General features: G+C 34.1%; 19 protein-coding genes and 1 pseudogene. 14 read left to right on the top strand and 6 right to left on the bottom strand.

The genetic code is table 11. The features are described from left to right. Positions 1–92: 92 nt before the first annotated feature. The 4 genes from brnQ (at position 93) to F8162_RS25205 (ending at position 4,744) form a co-directional block, all read left to right on the top strand. Positions 93–1,451, top strand: a complete 1,359-nt coding sequence (brnQ, locus tag F8162_RS25220) for a branched-chain amino acid transport system II carrier protein (protein ID WP_151630805.1) — start codon at positions 93–95, stop codon at positions 1,449–1,451. A gap of 83 nt (positions 1,452–1,534) precedes the next feature. After that, a complete protein-coding gene (locus tag F8162_RS25215; RefSeq protein ID WP_000750833.1) occupies positions 1,535–1,954 on the top strand; it encodes a VOC family protein in 420 nt (139 codons plus the stop codon). A gap of 485 nt (positions 1,955–2,439) precedes the next feature. After that, entirely contained in the window at positions 2,440–4,089 is a 1,650-nt protein-coding gene (locus F8162_RS25210; RefSeq protein ID WP_151630804.1) for a copper resistance CopC/CopD family protein, read from the top strand. A gap of 34 nt (positions 4,090–4,123) precedes the next feature. After that, a complete protein-coding gene (locus F8162_RS25205; protein ID WP_151630803.1) occupies positions 4,124–4,744 on the top strand; it encodes a YcnI family protein in 621 nt (206 codons plus the stop codon). Positions 4,745–4,800: 56 nt separating this feature from the next. Here F8162_RS25205 and F8162_RS25200 read toward each other — a convergent pair whose 3' ends face one another. After that, a complete protein-coding gene (locus tag F8162_RS25200) occupies positions 4,801–5,604 on the bottom strand; it encodes an alpha/beta fold hydrolase (RefSeq protein WP_151630802.1) in 804 nt (267 codons plus the stop codon). A gap of 122 nt (positions 5,605–5,726) precedes the next feature. Then, entirely contained in the window at positions 5,727–6,632 is a 906-nt protein-coding gene (locus tag F8162_RS25195; protein WP_000192802.1) for a DMT family transporter, read from the bottom strand. A 97-nt stretch (positions 6,633–6,729) separates the two neighbouring features. Between F8162_RS25195 and F8162_RS25190 the strand changes: the two genes are divergently transcribed. From F8162_RS25190 to F8162_RS25175, 4 genes are all read left to right on the top strand, one after another. Then, positions 6,730–7,599: a LysR family transcriptional regulator gene (locus F8162_RS25190; protein ID WP_151630801.1), complete on the top strand. Its 870-nt coding sequence runs from the start codon at positions 6,730–6,732 to the stop codon at positions 7,597–7,599. 120 nt (positions 7,600–7,719) lie between these two features. Continuing rightward, entirely contained in the window at positions 7,720–8,151 is a 432-nt protein-coding gene (locus tag F8162_RS25185) for an Rrf2 family transcriptional regulator (RefSeq protein WP_151630800.1), read from the top strand. A 70-nt stretch (positions 8,152–8,221) separates the two neighbouring features. After that, complete coding sequence (locus tag F8162_RS25180) at positions 8,222–8,872, top strand: DsbA family oxidoreductase (RefSeq protein WP_000216675.1); 651 nt, start codon at positions 8,222–8,224, stop codon at positions 8,870–8,872. A 57-nt stretch (positions 8,873–8,929) separates the two neighbouring features. Next, entirely contained in the window at positions 8,930–9,532 is a 603-nt protein-coding gene (locus F8162_RS25175; RefSeq protein WP_076536822.1) for a nitroreductase family protein, read from the top strand. Positions 9,533–9,688: 156 nt separating this feature from the next. Here the strand turns inward: F8162_RS25175 and F8162_RS25170 are convergent, their stop codons facing one another. Further along, positions 9,689–10,105: a GNAT family N-acetyltransferase gene (locus F8162_RS25170; protein ID WP_151630799.1), complete on the bottom strand. Its 417-nt coding sequence runs from the start codon at positions 10,103–10,105 to the stop codon at positions 9,689–9,691. Between the two features lie 178 nt (positions 10,106–10,283). Here F8162_RS25170 and F8162_RS29280 point away from each other — a divergent pair, with 178 nt between their 5' ends. The 3 genes from F8162_RS29280 to F8162_RS25160 all read left to right on the top strand — a co-directional run bounded on the left by F8162_RS29280 (position 10,284) and on the right by F8162_RS25160 (position 13,325). Continuing rightward, the gene (locus tag F8162_RS29280; RefSeq protein WP_048527332.1) at positions 10,284–10,415 is read left to right on the top strand and encodes a hypothetical protein; all 132 of its coding nucleotides are present in this window, start codon (positions 10,284–10,286) and stop codon (positions 10,413–10,415) included. 109 nt (positions 10,416–10,524) lie between these two features. Beyond that, entirely contained in the window at positions 10,525–12,135 is a 1,611-nt protein-coding gene (locus F8162_RS25165) for an amidase family protein (protein ID WP_151630798.1), read from the top strand. A 176-nt stretch (positions 12,136–12,311) separates the two neighbouring features. Further along, a complete protein-coding gene (locus tag F8162_RS25160) occupies positions 12,312–13,325 on the top strand; it encodes an AI-2E family transporter (RefSeq protein ID WP_151630797.1) in 1,014 nt (337 codons plus the stop codon). A 124-nt stretch (positions 13,326–13,449) separates the two neighbouring features. Here the strand turns inward: F8162_RS25160 and F8162_RS25155 are convergent, their stop codons facing one another. Both F8162_RS25155 and F8162_RS25150 read right to left on the bottom strand, forming a co-directional pair. After that, positions 13,450–13,737: a YesK family protein gene (locus F8162_RS25155; RefSeq protein ID WP_151630796.1), complete on the bottom strand. Its 288-nt coding sequence runs from the start codon at positions 13,735–13,737 to the stop codon at positions 13,450–13,452. Between the two features lie 109 nt (positions 13,738–13,846). Beyond that, the gene (locus F8162_RS25150) at positions 13,847–14,791 is read right to left on the bottom strand and encodes an L-lactate dehydrogenase (RefSeq protein WP_016088332.1); all 945 of its coding nucleotides are present in this window, start codon (positions 14,789–14,791) and stop codon (positions 13,847–13,849) included. A 201-nt stretch (positions 14,792–14,992) separates the two neighbouring features. Here F8162_RS25150 and F8162_RS25145 point away from each other — a divergent pair, with 201 nt between their 5' ends. Next, positions 14,993–16,429, top strand: coding sequence for a flavin monoamine oxidase family protein (locus tag F8162_RS25145; RefSeq protein WP_151630795.1), 1,437 nt, complete (start codon positions 14,993–14,995; stop codon positions 16,427–16,429). A 103-nt stretch (positions 16,430–16,532) separates the two neighbouring features. Next, complete coding sequence (locus F8162_RS25140; RefSeq protein WP_192797668.1) at positions 16,533–17,456, top strand: CobW family GTP-binding protein; 924 nt, start codon at positions 16,533–16,535, stop codon at positions 17,454–17,456. Positions 17,457–17,917: 461 nt separating this feature from the next. Here the strand turns inward: F8162_RS25140 and F8162_RS25135 are convergent, their stop codons facing one another. Next, positions 17,918–18,589, bottom strand: a complete 672-nt coding sequence (locus F8162_RS25135; RefSeq protein ID WP_064449342.1) for a DUF6944 family repetitive protein — start codon at positions 18,587–18,589, stop codon at positions 17,918–17,920. A 351-nt stretch (positions 18,590–18,940) separates the two neighbouring features. Between F8162_RS25135 and F8162_RS25130 the strand changes: the two are divergent. After that, a pseudogene (locus tag F8162_RS25130) lies at positions 18,941–19,396 on the top strand (exosporium protein D). Positions 19,397–19,399: the final 3 nt, after the last annotated feature.

Genomic DNA, 19,399 nt, shown 5'->3' with positions numbered 1-19,399 from the left:
TCAAGAATAGTTGATACTTAAGTTAAATATTCAGAAAATTCAATTAGTTAAAAATGGAAATGAGATAAAAGGATTGGAATGGAGGTTATATTATGACGAACAAAGTACCATTTTCGTTCATAGTAGTTATTGGATTGATGTTATTCGCACTATTTTTTGGAGCAGGAAATTTAATATTCCCGGCAATGCTTGGTCAATCGGCAGGAGAGAATGTATGGATTGCTAACGCTGGATTTTTAGTAACAGGTGTTGGTTTACCGTTACTAGGAGTATTAGCATTTGGTATTTCAGGTAAAGAGGATTTACAATCGTTAGCAAGCCGCGTGCATCCAGTATTCGGAATTGTATTTACGACAGTTTTATATTTAGCAATTGGTCCGTTATTCGCTATTCCAAGAACAGGTAGTGTTTCTTTTGAAATTGGAATTAAACCTTTTGTGCCAGAAGCTATGGGTTCTTCAGCATTAATTCTTTTTACAATTATATTCTTTAGCATTACTTGTTTTTTTTCGCTAAATCCTGCGAAAATTGTCGATATTGTAGGAAAAATCTTGACTCCAATTATGTTAACGTTTATCGGAGCGTTAGTAGTATTTGCTTTTATGAACCCAATGGGAGAAATGCAAGCACCTGCAGAGGCATATACATCACATGCGTTCTTTAAAGGATTCCAAGAAGGATATTTAACAATGGATACGTTAGCATCATTCGTATTTGGTATCATTATTATCAATGCGATTAAAGAAAAAGGTGCAAAAACGAAAAAAGATATTATGATTGTTTGTACAAAATCAACGTTTATTGCAGCTGCTATATTAGCAGTAATTTATACATCTCTATCCTTTATGGGCGCTTCAAGTGTTGAGAAACTTGGACATTTAGATAATGGTGGTGCAGTATTAGCGAAAGTTTCAAATTATTATTTCGGGTCATATGGTGGAGTCATGTTAGGGGTAATGGTTATAGCAGCTTGTTTAACAACTAGCGTAGGACTTATCTCAGCTTGTTCATCATATTTCCATAAGTTATTCCCGAATGTTTCGTATAAAAAGATTGCAATTGTATTATCAGTGTTCAGTGCAGTTGTAGCAAATGTAGGCTTAACACAGTTAATCGCAATTTCTGTTCCAGTATTAATCGCAATCTATCCATTAGCAATTGTATTAATTTTCCTAACACTTCTTCACCCGTTGTTTAAAGGACGAGCAGAAGTGTATCAAGGTAGCTTGTTCATAACATTTATTGTAAGTATGTTTGATGGATTGAATGCAGCTGGTCTGAAGTTAGAAGTAGTGAATAACCTTCTTACTAAACTACTTCCAATGCATGCAGTTGGATTAGGTTGGATTTTACCAGCAGTAATTGGCGGATTGATCGGGTTCGGCATTAGCGTTATGAAAGCAAAAAATCAAGTTCAACCAGCAGCAAGTACGAATAAGAAAATAGGTTAAATGAAAAAAGTTATAGATTTGTTTCTATAACTTTTTTTGTTACTATTAATAATGAGAAAAAATAAAGTAGTAGGGGAAATAAAATGAAAAAAACAATTGATCATATCGGCATCGCAGTTCGAGATATAGATAGTACGATACGTTTTTATGAAAAGGTGTTGTTAGGAACTTTAATAGACCGTTATGTAAGTGAAGCTCCTGGGGTTGAAAGCGAAGTAGCCATTCTTGAAGTGGATGGAGATAGAATTGAATTACTTGCACCGACGAATAATACGACATCTCCAATAGCGCGCTTTATTAAACAAAAAGGTAAAGGTGTTCATCACGTTGCGTATCGTGTTGATGATTTAGATGTAGCTTTAGAAGAGTTAAAAGAACAAGGTATTCGAACGTTAGAGCATACACTTCGAATTAATAAGCACGGTAGAAGATTAATATATCTTAACCCAGCGGATACAGAGGGAACAATCATTGAGTATTGTGATTATCCAGAAGAGAAGTAAAGAAATTTTATGATGGAAGAAGGGTATTACGTAATAACGTAATGCCTTTTTTTATGTATGTATTTCACAGTTTCTTCACAAATGATTCACGATAACTTTTCTTCTTCAGCAACTTACATAAATATATTTTATGATATAATAACAATCGGCTTTAAAAATGTAAGTTGTATCTATGAAGGTAGTTACTATTGTATTGGAAGTTAAGAGGTGAGAGAGAATTAAAGAGTTATATTGTATAGAAATTTATCCCGCTTTAATGGGCAGTAAGACCCCCACCCCAAAATTCAGCGAAAGCAAAGAAGTTAGGTGGGGGATCAACTGCCCATTAAAGTCCGATTGGTTCAACTAATAATCAGTGGGGGATGAAGAAAACCCCCACTGATTAAAGTTTCACTTTATATTTAATCAGGTTAATATTTCGTCGGAGAATTAAACTTGGGAAGTTAAAGAAATGAAAATATAGTGATGTGGAAGAAAGAAGTGAAATGAGCGTGAATGTAATGAGAAGGTTAGGGGCGTGGTTATTAATTGCATGTGTGCTTATCATATCGATGCCGAAAAGTGCATCTGCTCATGCGTACATTGTGAAATCAAACCCTGCTGAAAATGAAACACTGAAGAAAGCACCAGCTGTTGTGAAAATTGAATTCGATGAGGATATACAAGTTTCGCATTTTAATACATTGTTTGTAAGAGATACATCAGGTACAAGAGTGGATTTGAAAAATGCTCATATTGATAAAGAAAATAAAAAGTTATTAGAAGTAGGGTTAAAAGAAAACTTGAAAAACGGACTCTACTCTATTCAGTGGAAAGTGATTTCAGCTGACGGGCATCCCATTCAAGGAGTGATTCCGTTCCGAATTGGATCAGCAGAAGTGGGAGCGGACGATGTACAAGTAGAAGAGATGGGGTATGTCCCGCAAATAGATATGATTATGGAACGTGGAATTTTATATACAAGTTTCTCCATGTTTATAGGAGTGCTATTTTTTAATCTTATTATGTACAAAGGGAATGCAATCTCGGTTCGATCAAGAAGCAAAAAAATAATATGGATCTCATTAATTGGGATATTCATTAGTTTACTATTCAATCTACCACTGCAAGCGAAAATAAATGCTGATGTTTCATGGCTCGAAGCATTCGATCCTTTACTATTAAAAGAAACATTACATCTCTCTGTTTTTAGTTACGTATGGCTCACTCAAATGACTCTTATTAGTTTACTTATAATCGTTACGTATTTTGCGATGAAGTGCGAGAAGCTATCGTCGTTTAAAGTTTGGAGCATTCCGATAGTATTGTTTATTGGGATACTTGTTATGAAAGCCTTTAATAGTCATGCATTTGGTTTAAAGTTTAAAGAGATTGCGGTCGTTATGGACTTTCTACATTTATTCGCAGCTTCGTTATGGATTGGTGGTCTATCATCCATTATTCTTCTTTTACGTAAAGAGGATGACAAGTGGAGTATGTATTGGGATATGATTAAGCGTTTTTCACCGTGGGCAACAGGTGCAGTCATCGTGATTTTAATAACAGGTCTTTTTAACAGTACATTCTTTATTCCAACAATCCATTCGTTATTTGATACGAAGTATGGATTAGCTTTATTAGTGAAGATACTTTTATTCATTTTCATGGGGATATTGGGAATTGTTCATTATGTGAAAGGGAAAATGAGAGCGCAGCAAGGATTAGGCGCTACGGTGAAAGTAGAGTTTATCATTGGAATAATCATTTTCGTAATCGTAGCTTTTATGACAAACGTGCAAACACCGCCGATGCCTCCTACTGGACCTTTTACAGAGAGTAAGCAATTAGATAATGGATATGAACTTACTTTACATGTAAGTCCTAATAAAGTAGGACAAAATACATTCCATATCACTTTAAAGGATGAGAAAGGCCAACCTGTTACTGATATGGAGCAAATTATTTTAACTACGCAATCATTGGATATGAATATGGGAAAAGGTTCATTTAAAGTTTCAGCCGTGTCACCAGGAGAATATGAAGCGGAAGGTATGTATATTAACATGACAGGAAACTGGAATATACAAGTGCATGGATTAACAAAATCTCTTGATAGCTTTGATACGGATTATAAATTTATTGTAGGCGGCAGATAAAGAGAAGATATAAATAAAGAGGAGCTAATAGAAAATGCAACGTATAAAAAAATTGGGTACAACAATGATCGCAACAATAATTGCAATGGGGATTTTTTCGTTACCTGTTAGTGCGCACGTTACTGTGAAACCAGCAACTTCGGACGTTAACTCTTGGGAGACTTACACGATAAAAGTACCAGTTGAAAAGAATATAGCAACGACAAAAGTTACATTGAAAATTCCGTCTGGAGTAGAGTTTCAACAGTATGAACCAGTGCCAGGATGGAAAGTGGAAGAGCAAAAAGATAATGATGGAAAAGTGAAAACTGTAGTATGGGAAGCAACAGGAGAAGGGATTTTACCCGGTCAGTTTCAGCGATTTACTTTCGTCGCTAAAAACCCTGATAAAGAACAAAAAATAGCTTGGGATGCATATCAACAATATAAAGATGGAGAAATTGTTGAATGGACAGGCGATGAAAAAGCCGAAAAACCACATTCACTTACTACAATTGCAAAAGCTACGTCATTAACAGGAGAACATGGTGAAGTGTTTAATGTAGAAAAGAATGAAAGTGCTAGTAATATGCAAGTGATAGCGATTGTCTTATCTATTTTGGCGATTGTATCGTCGGTAGGTGCGTGTGTTTTTGTAGTACGTCGTAAAAAATAAGTAAGATCGAAAGGTCTCATCGTAAATAATGAGACCTTTTTTATTACGTCTATGGATTAGTAATAATATATAGAATTTAATTGACGATTATTAAGTATTAAGTCTTCCGGCAGGATATCATGTTCGAGCCAGTTTTCAATTATAGTATTAAATAGAATGGGATTTGCTAAAGAGATTCCATGACCAATATCAGGAATGATAATACCTGTGCAATTCGTATTATTTTCAAGGATTTTAGTCATTGAGTCTTTCATAATTCTTTTTTCTTTGTCTCCAACAGTTACTAATATATTACTATTAGCATCTTTGAAACTTTTTGGTATTGTAAACGACATATTTTCTTCTAATATCCTTACAAACGTATTTTTATTTATTTGGCAACTGTCATGATAATAGTCATCAAACTGTGTTTCATCTATGTACATTGATTTTGCTTGTATTTTGGAAAATCTCTTACTCTTTATTAAGAAGTAGGTTAAGCTAAGAGAGCTTATTAATGTTTTAGCGAAAGGAATTGGTTTAACTAATGCGCTATTGACCATAGCATATTGAATTAAGTTTGGTTTCATGCTTAGCATAGCAATTAATACTTGAGCGCCTAATGAAAACCCAATTACTATAACAGTTTTCCCTTGTCCTTTTTCTTCAATTAGTTCTATGATTTTTTCAGCACTAAAGTTTATTGAGAAATGATCTTTACTTCTGCTTTTTCCTTGCTCAGGTAAATCAGGAACAAGGCAGTGAAAGTTAGTAAAATGTTTAATTTGCTTGTCCCACATCCATCCACTGACTCCGCCCCCATGAATAAAAACCATAAGTGGAGAGCTTGAATCTCCAAATTCTTTATACTGTAAAACCATATAATTCCCCCTTATGATTAGAATTGTTAGTTCATCCATGTATAGTAGAAGTAATATTTTTATTACTTAAGTATCATCATACAATAAGAAAGAGCCTACAAACAGTAGGCTCTTTCTCATATTTATTTCACTTCAACCTGCTGTCTTACAGCAAGTGTTTTCGGCTTTATATTTACGAAACAAATACTCACCACAATAAATAATAGTCCGATGAATAAGCTAATGGTAATGGCCTCATGTAAGAAAATTGAACTTACAATAATAGCGATTAGTGGAATGAGGAATGTATAAGCCCCAACTTTACTTGCTTCACCAGCTCCAACGAGTGTGAAGTAAGCAAGCCACCCCATTGCAATAACAAAGAATGAAATAAAGAGTAGTACACTAACAAACGGTATACTCCAAGCGATACTAGACCAGCTTTCAAACTCTGAACCAAATCCAATTAAGCAAAGTCCACCAATAATGAGCTGAAGTGTTACCATCCAAATGGAATTAACGCGGTGCCCAGTCTTCTTAATAAATACTGTTCCAAGTGCCCAGCCAATAGCGCATCCTATCGCGAGAAGGATTCCGATAATAGAAATATGTCCAGTTAAACTACTAGAGCTAATAACACCTACGCCAATAAATCCAAGAACAAGCCCGAAAATTTTTAAGCCGTACATAGATTCTTCAAGCCAAATCCATGAGAAAATGCCGAGTAAAACTGGTTGTAGAAATACGATGGCGGAAAATAGCCCAGCAGGCATATATTGAAGGCCTACAGTTTGTAATCCGTAAAATATAATGATGTTAAGTAAAGAAGAAATAACGTATAAATGCCAAGTTTCTTTTAAGTGTAACTCTTTATATTTCGGTAGTGCGAACAGGAGTAAAATGAACCCTCCAATTAAAGTTCGAACGCCTGCAAATAAAACGGGTGGTGTATAATGCAGGGCAAACTTAGATAAAGGCCAATTGATTCCCCACATGAAAACGAGAAAGGTAAGGATGATGGCCGTCTTAGTTCGAGAAAGCTGTGTCACGGTAAGACCTCCTTGTTGTTATTCATTTCACTATGATATGATATCGACTGTAATAAATAAAATGAATCTTTTTTATAAGGAGTATAAGTGATTAGTTATGACCATTACACAACTGCAAGTATTAATAAAAACTGTTGAGCTAGGTAGTTTTACGAAGGCAGCTCGGGTGTTAAATATGACGCAGCCAGCTGTAAGTCATGCGATTTCAAGTATTGAGTCAGAGTTAGGAGTTACGATTCTTATACGTGATAAACGAAAAGGATTAATCGTTACGGATGTAGGAAACAGAATTCTTGTACATATTAGAGAGATTTTGAACGGTGTAGAGAAGATTGAACAAGAAGTTGCGATGGAGAAAGGACACGAAGTTGGGACGATTCGAATTGGGAGTTTTCCGAGTGCTTCTGCACATTTCTTACCGAAAATGATAAATCATTTTAAGGAGAAGTATCCGAACTTAGAAGTTGTTCTTTGTGAAGGGACGATTAAAGAAGTTGAAGATTGGTTAGTATCGAGGATTGTTGATATAGGAATTGTTATTTTGCCTAATAAAGATATGGAGATTGTCCCATTAATGAAGGGAAAGATGGTTGCTATCTTAAGAGATGATCATCCTCTTTGTAAGAAGGACTCTATTACAATTAGTGATTTAGAGAATGAACCGATCATATTATGTAAGGGAGGATACGAACCACCCATTATTGATATGTTTAAACAAGCCAACGTACCACTTCGGGCTGAGTATGTAATATCGACCGTTACTACAGCTTTAAATATGATTCAAGAAGGGCTAGGTATTGCAATATTAGCCCAATTATCTTTAACGAATTTACCACAGAATGTGCAAACGAGAGAACTGGAACCACAAGTATGGAGAGAAATTGCTTTAGCTGTTCCTTCATTAAAGGATTCTTCAATTGCTGTGCAGCTATTTATTGAAGAATTTCAAGCGCTATTTGCAGAATAAAAAGAGGTGTCTCATATATATTAATGGGACACTTTTTAATTTACTTATAAAAAATCTATGAAAAGGATTGACTTATCTTTTAGTTGTAACTATAATGATTACATCGAGGTGGTGATCAAGATGAAAATTAGTAGCCGCTTTTCTATAGCTGTTCATATTTTATCTATTTTGAAAAACAATCCATCTTCACTTTGTACTTCAGACTATATGGCTGAAAGTGTAAATACGAATCCAGTAGTTATTCGCAAAATCATGTCGTATTTGAAACAAGCGGGTTTTGTATATGTAAATCGCGGTCCAGGTGGTGCGGGATTATTAAAGGATTTACATGAAATCACATTGTTGGATGTATATCATGCAGTGAATGTAGTGGAAGAGGATAAATTATTTCATATTCACGAGCGACCAAATCCAGATTGTCCAATTGGAGCGAATATTCAAGTGGTGTTAGAAGTTATATTAATACAAGCGCAATCCGCGATGGAAGAAGTTTTGAGAAATATTACGATGGGGCATTTGTTTGAAACTTTGCAAGAAAAAATGAATGCTTAAATCATATTTATATTTTTTTACTATTAATGTAACTGAATTGATTACAACTATAAAGGTAAGGTGTAAAAGTATGACTGTAAAAATGAAAGTATACTCAGATTTTATATGTCCATTTTGTTTTTTAGCAAAAGGTCCGTTAGATGAAGTAGCGAAAGAAAAAGATGTGGAAATTGAATGGATGCCATTTGAATTACGTCCAAGTCCATATTCAAAAATAGATCCATGGAATGAACCAGAAAAATTAGGTTCATGGGATGCTTTTATTCTTCCGACAGCAAAGAAATTAGGAATCGATATGCGCTTGCCGCGTGTTTCACCGCATCCATATACACATTTAGCTTTCGAAGGATGTCAATTTGCGAAAGAGCGTGGACTTGGAAATGAATATCATCACCGCGTATTTACGGCCTTTTTCCAAGAAGAACAAAACATTGAAGATATTGATGTGTTAACAAAATTAGCGGTAGAAGTAGGTCTTCCTGAAGCCGAATTTAAAGATGCTTTAGTAACTCGTAAATATAAAGAAAAGCATCAAGAAGCAATTCAGCACGCATATGATGAAGCGAATATTATGGCTGTTCCAACTGTCATGATTGGAGATGAAGTCATTCAAGGACTTGCTAGTAAAGAAACGCTACAAAGAGTCATTGATAAAGAAATTGAAAAGGATAAAACAAATTCATTTGAAGGTATGCAATGTAATACAGATGGATATTGCTAATTCGCTTGTTATGAAATAACAAAATAAATTATAAAACAAATATTTGGAGGAATTAAAATGTCAGCAACTACAACAAACTTAAAAGAAGCAATCGTGAACCGTCGTTCTATTCGTAAAGTAACAAAAAATGATGCAATTACGAAAGAAAGAATTGAAGAAGTTTTACAAACAGCTTTACACGCACCAACATCTTTCAATATGCAAAGTGGTCGTATGGTTGTATTAATGGATGGAGAGCATGAAAAGTTTTGGGATATTGTTAAAGAAACACTAAGAGCCCGCGTACCAGCAGAAAACTTTGAAGCGACTGTAGAAAGATTAAAAGGTTTCCATACAGGTGTTGGGACTGTGTTATTCTTTGAAGATCAAGCGACAGTAGAAAAAATGCAAGAAAATGCACCATTATATAAAGATCAGTTCCCATTCTGGTCTCATCAAGGAAATGCAATGTTACAACATACAGTATGGATGTTATTATCAGCTGAAGGAATTGGCGCATCATTACAACACTACAATCCAATCGTAGATGCTGAAGTGAAAGAAACTTGGAACATTCCAGCAGAGTGGAGCTTAGTAGGACAAATGCCATTTGGTGAGCCAAATGAACAACCAGGAGAAAGAACATTCTTACCTACTGAAGATGTAGTGAAATTTTATTAAGAAATTTAATATATAAAGAGTGAAATAAAAGGAGAGTACATATTATCCATATATGTGCTCTCCTTTCGTATGCAATGTTAAACTCTTACTGCAAGAACAAAAATTTCTTCATATGAACCGAAGTCTTTCCTTACAATTAAAAATCTATTATGTTTATTATTTTGAAATGACAGTAAACATCCCCGTCATGTTTGGTGAGTAATCTTTAAAATCAAATTTTTCATAGAACGATTCTTTACCTTCTGATGCAAACAAACCGACAAACGCCTTATCAGGGGCGTTTTCATGTAAGTATGTAACTAAACGATGCATGATTTCTTTCCCGATACCATGTTTCTGATAATCCGGATGAACTACTATATCTTGAATATAAAAATAGATAGATCCATCGCCAACAATTCTCCCCATGCCGATCATTTGTTCATCATCTTTCACTGTGATGCAGTGAATAGAATGCTTCAGTGAAGTATCCGCTACATCAAAATTCATATAATCAGTCCATCCAACAGAATCACACAAATATTTGTACTCTTCTAATGTTGGAATGTTATGTTTAAACTCATATGTTTTCAAAATGTATCCTCCAAGTCCTTAAATTCAACAAGTATATACATTCGACATTTTTTTATCGTTTCCTCTTACGTAATTGCCCTTAGGTGTTGAATTTCGGACAGTTTCCTTATTTGTATTAATTTCTAAAGGTTTAGGGGAAAAATATTAGAAATAATGCAATAGAAAGGGAAGTGGGAAAATGAATGATGAGAAAAAATATACAGTAGTAGGTACCGATGTTGAGGAAGTAAAACGTTTAAATAAAGATTCAGGATTAACGTATAATCAAGTGAAGGAATTATTAGTGAAACAAATGCAAAAAAAGAAGTAATGAAATTGAAATTCTTCATTGTTTCATTTAGCATTTTAATTAAAGAGAGTTATAAGGATAACTCTCTTTTTCCATACAATTGAGCAACTTTTAGAGTGGAGGAAACAACATGAAGAAGTGGGTAAAGATAACGTTATCGATCGCTGGAGGTATTGTCCTGTTGGCATGTGCCGGAGGATATTACTTGTATAAAAATTATTTTCCAAAGGAACCTGAGCGTATCGTATATGATAAAGATAGAGTGTTAAAACCGATACATAACCAGTTAAAAGGAATTAACATAGAAAGCGTAAAGATAAAAGAAAAAGAAGTCGTAAATGCGACTGTAGATGAGCTTCAAAAAATGATTGATGATGGGAAATTATCATATGAAGAATTAACGAGTATATATCTTTTTAGAATACAAGAATATGACCAAAATGGAATATCATTAAATGCTGTTACAGAGATTAATCCAAATGCAATGGAGGAAGCGCGAAAGTTAGATACAGAGAGGTCTTTCAATAAGAAATCGAACTTATACGGCATGCCAGTTATCGTAAAAGATAATGTACAAACGGAAAAGGTGATGCCTACAAGCGCGGGAACTTATGTGTTAAAAGATTGGATTGCAGATGAAGATGCGACGGTCGTGAAGAAGTTGAAAGAAGAAGGTGCTTTTGTTTTAGGAAAAGCGAATATGTCTGAGTGGGCAAATTATTTATCCTTTACAATGCCTAGCGGATATAGTGGGAAAAAAGGACAAAATTTGAATCCATACGGTCCGATTACGTTTGATACATCGGGATCAAGTTCTGGATCTGCTACAGTAGTTACGGCAGATTTTTCATCACTTTCAATTGGGACGGAAACGACTGGGTCAATTGTAGCACCCGCAGCGCGGCAATCAGTAGTTGGATTACGCCCATCGCTAGGTATGGTGAGTAGATCAGGTATTATTCCGTTAGCTGAAACACTTGATACAGCAGGACCGATGGCAAAATCGGTGAAGGATGCGGCAACGTTATTTAACGTAATGGTAAGTTATGATGAAAAAGATGCTATGACAGAAAAAATGAAAGATCAAGAAAGAATGGATTATGCGAAGGATTTATCAATAGACGGATTAAAAGGGAAAAAAATAGGGGTTCTTTTTTCAATAGATCAACAAGATGAGAATAGAAAGGAAGTAGCAGAAAAGATAAGAAAAGACCTTCAAGATGCAGGTGCGATTTTGACTGATGATATTCAGTTAAACGCTGAGGGTGTAGATAATCTACAAACATTAGAATATGAATTCAAACATAATGTTAACGATTTTCTTTCAAAGCAAAAAGATGTGCCGGTAAAATCGTTAGAAGAGATTATAGCGTTTAATAAAAAGGATAGTAATAGACGAATAAAATACGGACAAACATTAATTGAGGGATCTGAAAAATCTGCTATAACGAAAGGTGAGTTTCAAAAAGTAGTGCAAACGAGCCAAGATAATGCAAGAAAAGAGCTGGATAGATATTTAGTAGAAAAGGGTTTGGATGCTTTAGTTATGATTAACAACGAAGAAGTTCTTCTATCAGCTGTAGCTGGCTATCCGGAATTAGCGGTGCCAGCAGGATATGATAACAATGGAGAGCCAGTAGGTGCAGTGTTTGTCGGGAAGCAATTCGGTGAGAAAGAACTGTTCAATATGGGGTATGCGTATGAGCAGCAGTCTAAAAATAGAAAATCACCAAAACTGTAAAGGATAAACGAAAAAAGAGTTCCACTAAAATATGTTAGTGGGCTAATACAAAAAGAATCTAACAATATAAAAAGAAAAAAGGGATTCTTCTCAATTAGTAAGAAAGATTGTCTATAGAAGTTCATAAAATGTAATATATTCAATTTCCATCCATTGAAGGGGGAGGTTAAAACTTAATGAATGAAGTGAAAAATTTCTTTCGAAGTAGAGGGTTCCAACGGTTTCTCGTTTTAATAATAGTAGCGCTTGTATTATATGGATTAAAAAGTATGATCAATTTAATATTAATTACATTCATACTGACATTTTTAATGGATCGGTTTCAACGTTTTATTTCAAAGAAATTGAAAGTGAATCGGAAAATTGTTATTGCATGTTTGTATATAATATTAGTTACTTTTATCGGCACAACATTATATAAATATTTACCTGTACTAACGATACAAATTTCCCAATTGATTTATCAGTTTAGGTTGTTTTTTCAAAATCCACCTGATAATGAGATCATTAAATATGCACTTTCAACAATTAATGGGATGGAAGTATCAAAATATATAGAACAAGGTGTAGATGTCATCTATCAATCGATTGCAAATATAGGAAAAGTCAGTTTGCAAATACTACTCTCCCTTATTTTAAGTTTATTTTTCTTGTTAGAAAAAGAACGCATAATATCATTTACTTCGAAATTTAAAGATAGTAGTCTGAAGGTTTTTTATGAGGAGATTGCATATTTTGGTGAAAGGTTTGCAAGATCATTCGGTAAAGTAATTGAAGCTCAGTTTTTAATTGCAGTTGTAAATTGTATTCTAACTGTCATTGCATTAATCGTTTTAGGATTTCCGCAGCTTCTCGTATTAGCTGTCATGATTTTCTTACTGGGATTAATTCCTGTTGCCGGTGTCATCATTTCCTTGTTCCCGCTATGTATTATTGCTTATAACGTAGGCGGAGTTATGTACGTTGTATACATACTTGTGTTCATTACAATAATCCATGCTCTTGAAAGTTATTTTTTAAACCCGAAGTTCATGTCTGCGAAAACGAATTTACCAATCTTTTATACATTTATGATTCTCATCTTTTCAGAGCATTTCCTTGGAATATGGGGGCTTATTATTGGTATACCAATCTTCATCTTCTTATTAGATGTACTTGATGTAAATAATGAGGAATCGATTAAAAAATAGGAAATAATAGAAAATAACCGATGTTTTCAAAGGATGAAAACATCGGTTATTTGTATTCTGAAAAATCCTAAAAGGTAGAGGCTAATAAAAAGTAGGGAGGGATGAAAGGCTACCAATTAAAGGTTCACTTATTTTTTTTAGCAGGTGGAAGTTTAATAAATTTATTTGCAATTAAAGCTATAATAACAGCAGTAAAAAGAAATAATGCGATTATGCCAATTCCCATACCTGCCCATCCTCCGATAAGGAAGATACTTATCGGTATTGTTAATAAGCATATAATAAGTAGAATGAATCCGAGGTTTTTGTCATATTTTTGGGTTGGAAATAGAGCCCTGATGATTAAGAAGAGGAAAAGTATTAAGGATGAAATAGCCAACAAGAGGATTACAATTGTCCAAGAGTCATTCATGAAATCACTCCTTTCTATTGTGGATAATAGTAACATTTATCATAGGGGAGGGATAGTCAAAATAAAAAAGCAATCCAAAGTAAATTGGATTGCTTTTTTGAATACACGATTAAAGAACAGGAGCCATTGTTTCTTTCAACACTTGAACAGAGTGATCGAATTTTAATTCTTCTTCTTCGCTTAATTCCACTTCTAAAATTTCACGAACACCGCCGCGATTTAATACAGCAGGTACACCGATATAAACATCTTTTTGACCGTATTGACCTTCTAAATATGCCGAAACAGTTAATACACTATTTTCGTCATTTAAAATTGCCTTCGTAACACGTAGAAGTGACATACCGATACCATAGTATGTTGCACCTTTTCGCTCAATAATATGGTAAGCTGCATCACGAACATTTATGAAGATTTTGTCTAAATCTTCTTGCGTGTATGTATTGTCTTTATCAAGAAGCGTTTGTAGTTTTTGAATACCAACTGATACGTGACTCCAAACAGGAAGTTCTGTATCCCCATGTTCGCCGATAATGTAAGCATGAATGTTGTGTGGACCAATATTGAAGTACTCACCTAACATATAGCGGAAACGAGCAGAGTCAAGTGTTGTACCAGAACCAATTACGCGTTCTTTTGGTAAACCAGATTCTTTCCAAGTTACGTAAGTTAAAATATCGACAGGGTTAGTTGCGATTAAGAAGATACCATCAAATCCGCTATCCATAATACTGCGAACGATTTGTTTAAAGATTTTCGCGTTTTTCTCAACTAAATCTAAACGTGTTTCGCCTGGTTTTTGTGGTAATCCAGCCGTAATGACAACAAGATCCGCATCTTTACAATCTTCATAGCTGCCTTTCCATACTCTAGTTGGAGCTGGTGCAAAAGGAACAGCATGACTTAAATCCATTGCTTCTCCTTCAGCTTTTGCCTCATTTACATCAACTAAAACAAATTCTTCAGCTACAGCTTGGTTAATCATGCAGTAAGCATAACTACATCCAACTGCTCCTGTTCCTACTAATACAACACGGTTAATACCTTTTTTCATTTCAAAATTCCTCGCAATTTCATTGATTTTATTATGTAAGATAATACGTCTTACTTCTATAGATTCATATCTAGTTTATTACATTTTATAAAAGATATTCAAGTAATTGAAAATGTATCCGTGCAATTTCTTGCATGAAACATAGGAAGTAAGTGAACCGAATATAATGCAATAAAATCCTTTATTGAAGGAGAAAAGGGCATGATGCAGCCATTAACGATGGAAAGAATGCTTCGTATTATTAATGTGGGGCTCGTAAAAACAAAGAATCCAAAGCAGATTATTATTGCTGGTGCAGGAATTTCAGGATTAGTTGCAGCATCGTTATTGAAAGAAGCAGGGCATAACATAACAATTTTAGAAGCGAATAACCGAATAGGCGGAAGGATATATACGATTCGTGAACCATTTAGCTCTGGTTTATATTTTAATGCAGGGCCAATGAGAATTCCTGAAACACACGAGTTAACTTTAGCTTACATTCGTAAATTTAAATTACCGTTAAATCTGTTTATAAATAAAACCGCTTCAGATATTATATATACGAATAATATTAAAACGAGATTGAGCGTGTTTGAAAAAAATCCAAGTATACTTGGGTATCCCATTTTAGAGAACGAAAAAGGAAAAACGGCAGAAGAGTTAATGTTAGTAGTATTAGAACCAATACTAAACTTTATAAAAAAAGATCCTAATAAAAATTGGATTATCGTTGAAAAAAAGTATAAAACGTATTCACTCGGATCATTTTTAAGTGAGTATTATTCAGATGGAGCAATCGATATGATTGGGGTACTTTTAGATATGGAAGCGTACATGGGAATGTCTTTAATTGAAGTATTACGTGAAATGATCTTTTTTACTTCAACGACAAAATATTACGAGATAACGGGCGGGATGGATGCATTACCCAATGCATTTTTACCGGAGTTAAAAGATAATATTTTTATGTCGTATAAAGTAGAAAAAATTATACAGGAAGATAATAAAGTAATGATGCAAGTAATACATGAACAAACGTTACATTCATGTATGGTAACAGGCGACATGGCTATTGTCACAATTCCATTTTCAGCGTTACGATTTGTAGAAGTTCAGCCATATCATTTATTCTCTTATTTTAAAAGACGAGCAATTCGTGAGTTAAATTATATTGCTGCGACTAAAATTGCGATAGAGTTTAAAAGTAGATTTTGGGAGAGAGCAGGACAGTGTGGCGGTAAATCTATTACGGATTTACCTATACGATTTACCTATTATCCGAGTTATGGCATTCATACACCAGGGGCGGCTATCGTTTTAGCGAGTTATACGTGGGCAGATGAGGCGTTAATGTGGGATAGTCTCCCGCAAAGAGATCGCATTCGTTACGCATTAAAAAATTTAGCGGAAATATACGGTGACATCGTCTATAGTGAATTTGTTACTGGAACATCTTTTAGCTGGAGTCAAAATCCATATTCTTGCGGCGCATTTACGGCTTTCGAACCAGGTCAAGAGTTAGAGTTATTTCCGTATATTACGCCGCCAGCTGGCAAAGTACACTTTGCAGGAGAGCATACGACATTAACACATGGATGGATGCAAGGAGCAATAGAGTCTGGAATTAGAGTTGCTTATGAAGTAAACGAACAGTGAAGATATATTTACAAATGACTATTCTTTTAATAAAATAATGAATATAAATCGTAATTATTACGCTTTGAATACGTTTAAAATAAAGAAATGGATGGTCGATCACATGAATAAAGTAGAAATTCATATACTAGGTGGCTTTTTAGGAAGTGGAAAATCAACATTATTACAAAATTTATTGTTAGCGGAGAAAAAGAAGAATAGAAAAGTTGCAGTATTAATGAATGAAATTGGTGAATACTCGGTAGATACAGATATTATTGGAAAAGAGAATGTTTTAAGAGAGCTTCTGAAAGGATGTATTTGTTGTACGCTAAAAGAAGAGCTTGAAATACAATTACACTCGTTATATCAGCAAGAAAGACCAGATGTCATTTATATAGAAACGACAGGTGTTGCACATCCAATTGAAGTATTAGATGCGTGTGTATCACCAATTTTAGCACCTTTCCTAGAAGTGAAATCAATTGTCGTCGTTTTAGATGCAGTAAGGTGGTTAAATCGAAGTGTATTAAGTGCAAACGTTCAGCAATTATTGCATGAGCAACTGAAGTTTGGTAGCCACATTTTAATTAATAAATTAGATTTACTAATATTTGCGGATAAGAACAAAGTAATTGAAGAAGTGAAAGCAATAAATAATCATGCGAAATTGTTTGAAACAAAATATTGTAATATATCTTTAGAGGACATAGAAGAAGCTGAATTTACGAATGATGGGGAACATGAGACACTACATGTTAAACAGCATTTACATATACAAACGATGACGTATCAATTTACGAAATCGATTGATCAAGATAAATTATACGAATGGCTTTCGAATTTACCAGATAGTATTTATCGTGTGAAAGGTTTTGTGAAGTTCCGTGAAGATAAATATCCTCACCTGTTACAGTATTCATTTGGAGTACCGACTTTATTAGAGCAAGACTTCGGTTTTCCAACGAACTTGGTGATAATAGGGGAAGGATTAAACAAAAAATTATTGATTGAAGGGTTAGAGAAGGTGGAACTTTACTCTAATTAAGGTTAAAACAAGTTAATGAAAAGGAAGAATTTTCAAAAAGAAAAGTAGAAGAATATAAATCAAAGTATAGCAGGAAAGTGAAGGATTTACATAAATCAATTGCTGTAATTTTTGATATATTGCAAGTAATCCTTCATATTTGTTACAAAATAAACTTTTATCCCGCATTAACAGGCAGTAATACCCTTACCTCAAATTTAAACGAAAGCAAAAAAGTTAGTTGGGGATGGGGCTGCTCGTAAAAGTCCAATTGGTGAAGGCTAATAATCAGTGGGGGATGAAGCCCCCTATTGATTATTAGCCTTCACCTTATTAAGAAAGTCTTCTTTACCTCTCAATATAAAGAGCTTTGGTATTTGTATTAACAATCATTTAGTAAATAATCAAAAAGTAAGGTGGAAGTTACTCATTGTCATTTTAGGAAAAGGGAATTTTATTGAAAACGCTACTAAACTAGTCAATTAATCGCTCCCATCCAACCCCTCGCTTTCCTCCAGCTCCTCACTTTCTTCACGTATTTGTCCAATTAATGAAACTACAGAACCTACAGCTTGGACCCAGCTTCCTACAATATCTATTAACTGACCTTCTTTGTTTTCATCTGCTTTACCGTCTTCTTTGGTGTCTGTATTTTTCTCCGTATCATTTACTTGGTTCTCTTGGCTATACTGCTGCTCTTCTCTATTGCTTTTTAATTCATAAATACCTCCAATTGCCTGCAATGAATTTCCTATAGATTGCAATAAGTTTCCTATAATATTTAAATGTTCATCTTTATCTGAAGTATCTTCAAATTCATCTGCTAATGCTGTAAGTCCTCCTAAAGCCTGTGTCCAATTTCCAGCAATCACTAATTTAATTTGTGTTTCTTCTTTAAAATCAATAACTAATCCAGATATTACGGTTACATTACCAATGGATTGGATCTCATTCCCAATTTTTTCGAGAGATATTTCTCCTTGACCATCAGCCTCTAAAGCATTTCCGACTGCTTGTAATACGTTTCCGTATATATTCAAATCTTTCCTTACATTACTGCTTATAAAATAGAATGGCGTGCTTCCAATAGCGGAAGTGATTGTGCCTATAGCTGCTAGCAAGGCACCAAATATTTCTTTTAGTTGGTTCTCCATTTATAACCTATCCCAACATTAAGTAATTACTTTAATCCTATTCAATCATACATATCCCTGTTAATAAATTACACTGTTTCTTAGCATTCTCTTTTTATAATAGTGTCTTATAAAAGTAATTTTCCTTTGAAATTAAGTTCATATGTGAGTGTAACTCAGAATTGTTCTGATAAACATTAATGACCCAGCTTTTAAAACACATATCCCTTTTGATTTATTAAAATACCCAAACTTATTGATTAAATAGCGTTTTAATTATTTAAAAGGGCGGATTTTATTATTTTGTACAAGCACACTCTCCTTTTGATTAATAAAATATATAGATTTCTCAAAGAAAGGAGAGTAACATAAATTAGGGCTGATTATTTTTATAAAGATGGTAAAAAGTATTATAAAAAGCAATCTTATTCGAGCAATCAAAAAAGCAATTGTTTTATTGAGACTCATACAATTGCTGGTTCTGAAGAAAATGTAAATGGAAATATACCTGTATCTGTTTTCCTTGAAACTACCACTCCACAAACTGTATTCGAGGATTTCACAAACAATCACAATAAAACATTAATTCAGTTATTCGTTGTCGGTATGAGTGCACCCGTTCAAGTAACTATTTTAACAAGAAAATCTAGCAGACCAATTACTACTACATTACAACCCGCTTAAACAAAAATATTTCAAGTTGAAGATTTTCAAAGTCTTACTCTTACAAGACAGGAAGGTCCCACTAGTCTAGTTAGTTTATTTGTTCAAAAAACATTTTGTATCTGCTGTAACGAAAATAATAATTCATGCGATGAATATTACTAAGAG

This window comes from Bacillus sp. CH140a_4T (assembly GCF_008923725.1).
GTDB lineage: Bacteria > Bacillota > Bacilli > Bacillales > Bacillaceae_G > Bacillus_A.
Note: the sequence above shows the minus strand (reverse complement) of the source record. Positions and strands in the feature narration are given on the sequence as shown.

What these genes read in the sequence shown, in the direction of transcription:
- F8162_RS25160 (WP_151630797.1), top strand. Translation starts at nt 12,312, where the DNA reads ATGAATGAAGTGAAAAATTTCTTTCGAAGTAGAGGGTTCCAACGGTTT.
- F8162_RS25140 (WP_192797668.1), top strand. Translation starts at nt 16,533, where the DNA reads ATGAATAAAGTAGAAATTCATATACTAGGTGGCTTTTTAGGAAGTGGA.
- F8162_RS25185 (WP_151630800.1), top strand. Translation starts at nt 7,720, where the DNA reads ATGAAAATTAGTAGCCGCTTTTCTATAGCTGTTCATATTTTATCTATT.
- F8162_RS25155 (WP_151630796.1), bottom strand. Translation starts at nt 13,737, where the DNA reads ATGAATGACTCTTGGACAATTGTAATCCTCTTGTTGGCTATTTCATCC.
- F8162_RS29280 (WP_048527332.1), top strand. Translation starts at nt 10,284, where the DNA reads ATGAATGATGAGAAAAAATATACAGTAGTAGGTACCGATGTTGAGGAA.
- F8162_RS25200 (WP_151630802.1), bottom strand. Translation starts at nt 5,604, where the DNA reads ATGGTTTTACAGTATAAAGAATTTGGAGATTCAAGCTCTCCACTTATG.
- F8162_RS25190 (WP_151630801.1), top strand. Translation starts at nt 6,730, where the DNA reads ATGACCATTACACAACTGCAAGTATTAATAAAAACTGTTGAGCTAGGT.
- F8162_RS25210 (WP_151630804.1), top strand. Translation starts at nt 2,440, where the DNA reads ATGAGCGTGAATGTAATGAGAAGGTTAGGGGCGTGGTTATTAATTGCA.
- F8162_RS25165 (WP_151630798.1), top strand. Translation starts at nt 10,525, where the DNA reads ATGAAGAAGTGGGTAAAGATAACGTTATCGATCGCTGGAGGTATTGTC.
- F8162_RS25175 (WP_076536822.1), top strand. Translation starts at nt 8,930, where the DNA reads ATGTCAGCAACTACAACAAACTTAAAAGAAGCAATCGTGAACCGTCGT.
- brnQ (WP_151630805.1), top strand. Translation starts at nt 93, where the DNA reads ATGACGAACAAAGTACCATTTTCGTTCATAGTAGTTATTGGATTGATG.
- F8162_RS25145 (WP_151630795.1), top strand. Translation starts at nt 14,993, where the DNA reads ATGATGCAGCCATTAACGATGGAAAGAATGCTTCGTATTATTAATGTG.
- F8162_RS25135 (WP_064449342.1), bottom strand. Translation starts at nt 18,589, where the DNA reads ATGGAGAACCAACTAAAAGAAATATTTGGTGCCTTGCTAGCAGCTATA.
- F8162_RS25180 (WP_000216675.1), top strand. Translation starts at nt 8,222, where the DNA reads ATGACTGTAAAAATGAAAGTATACTCAGATTTTATATGTCCATTTTGT.
- F8162_RS25205 (WP_151630803.1), top strand. Translation starts at nt 4,124, where the DNA reads ATGCAACGTATAAAAAAATTGGGTACAACAATGATCGCAACAATAATT.
- F8162_RS25215 (WP_000750833.1), top strand. Translation starts at nt 1,535, where the DNA reads ATGAAAAAAACAATTGATCATATCGGCATCGCAGTTCGAGATATAGAT.
- F8162_RS25150 (WP_016088332.1), bottom strand. Translation starts at nt 14,791, where the DNA reads ATGAAAAAAGGTATTAACCGTGTTGTATTAGTAGGAACAGGAGCAGTT.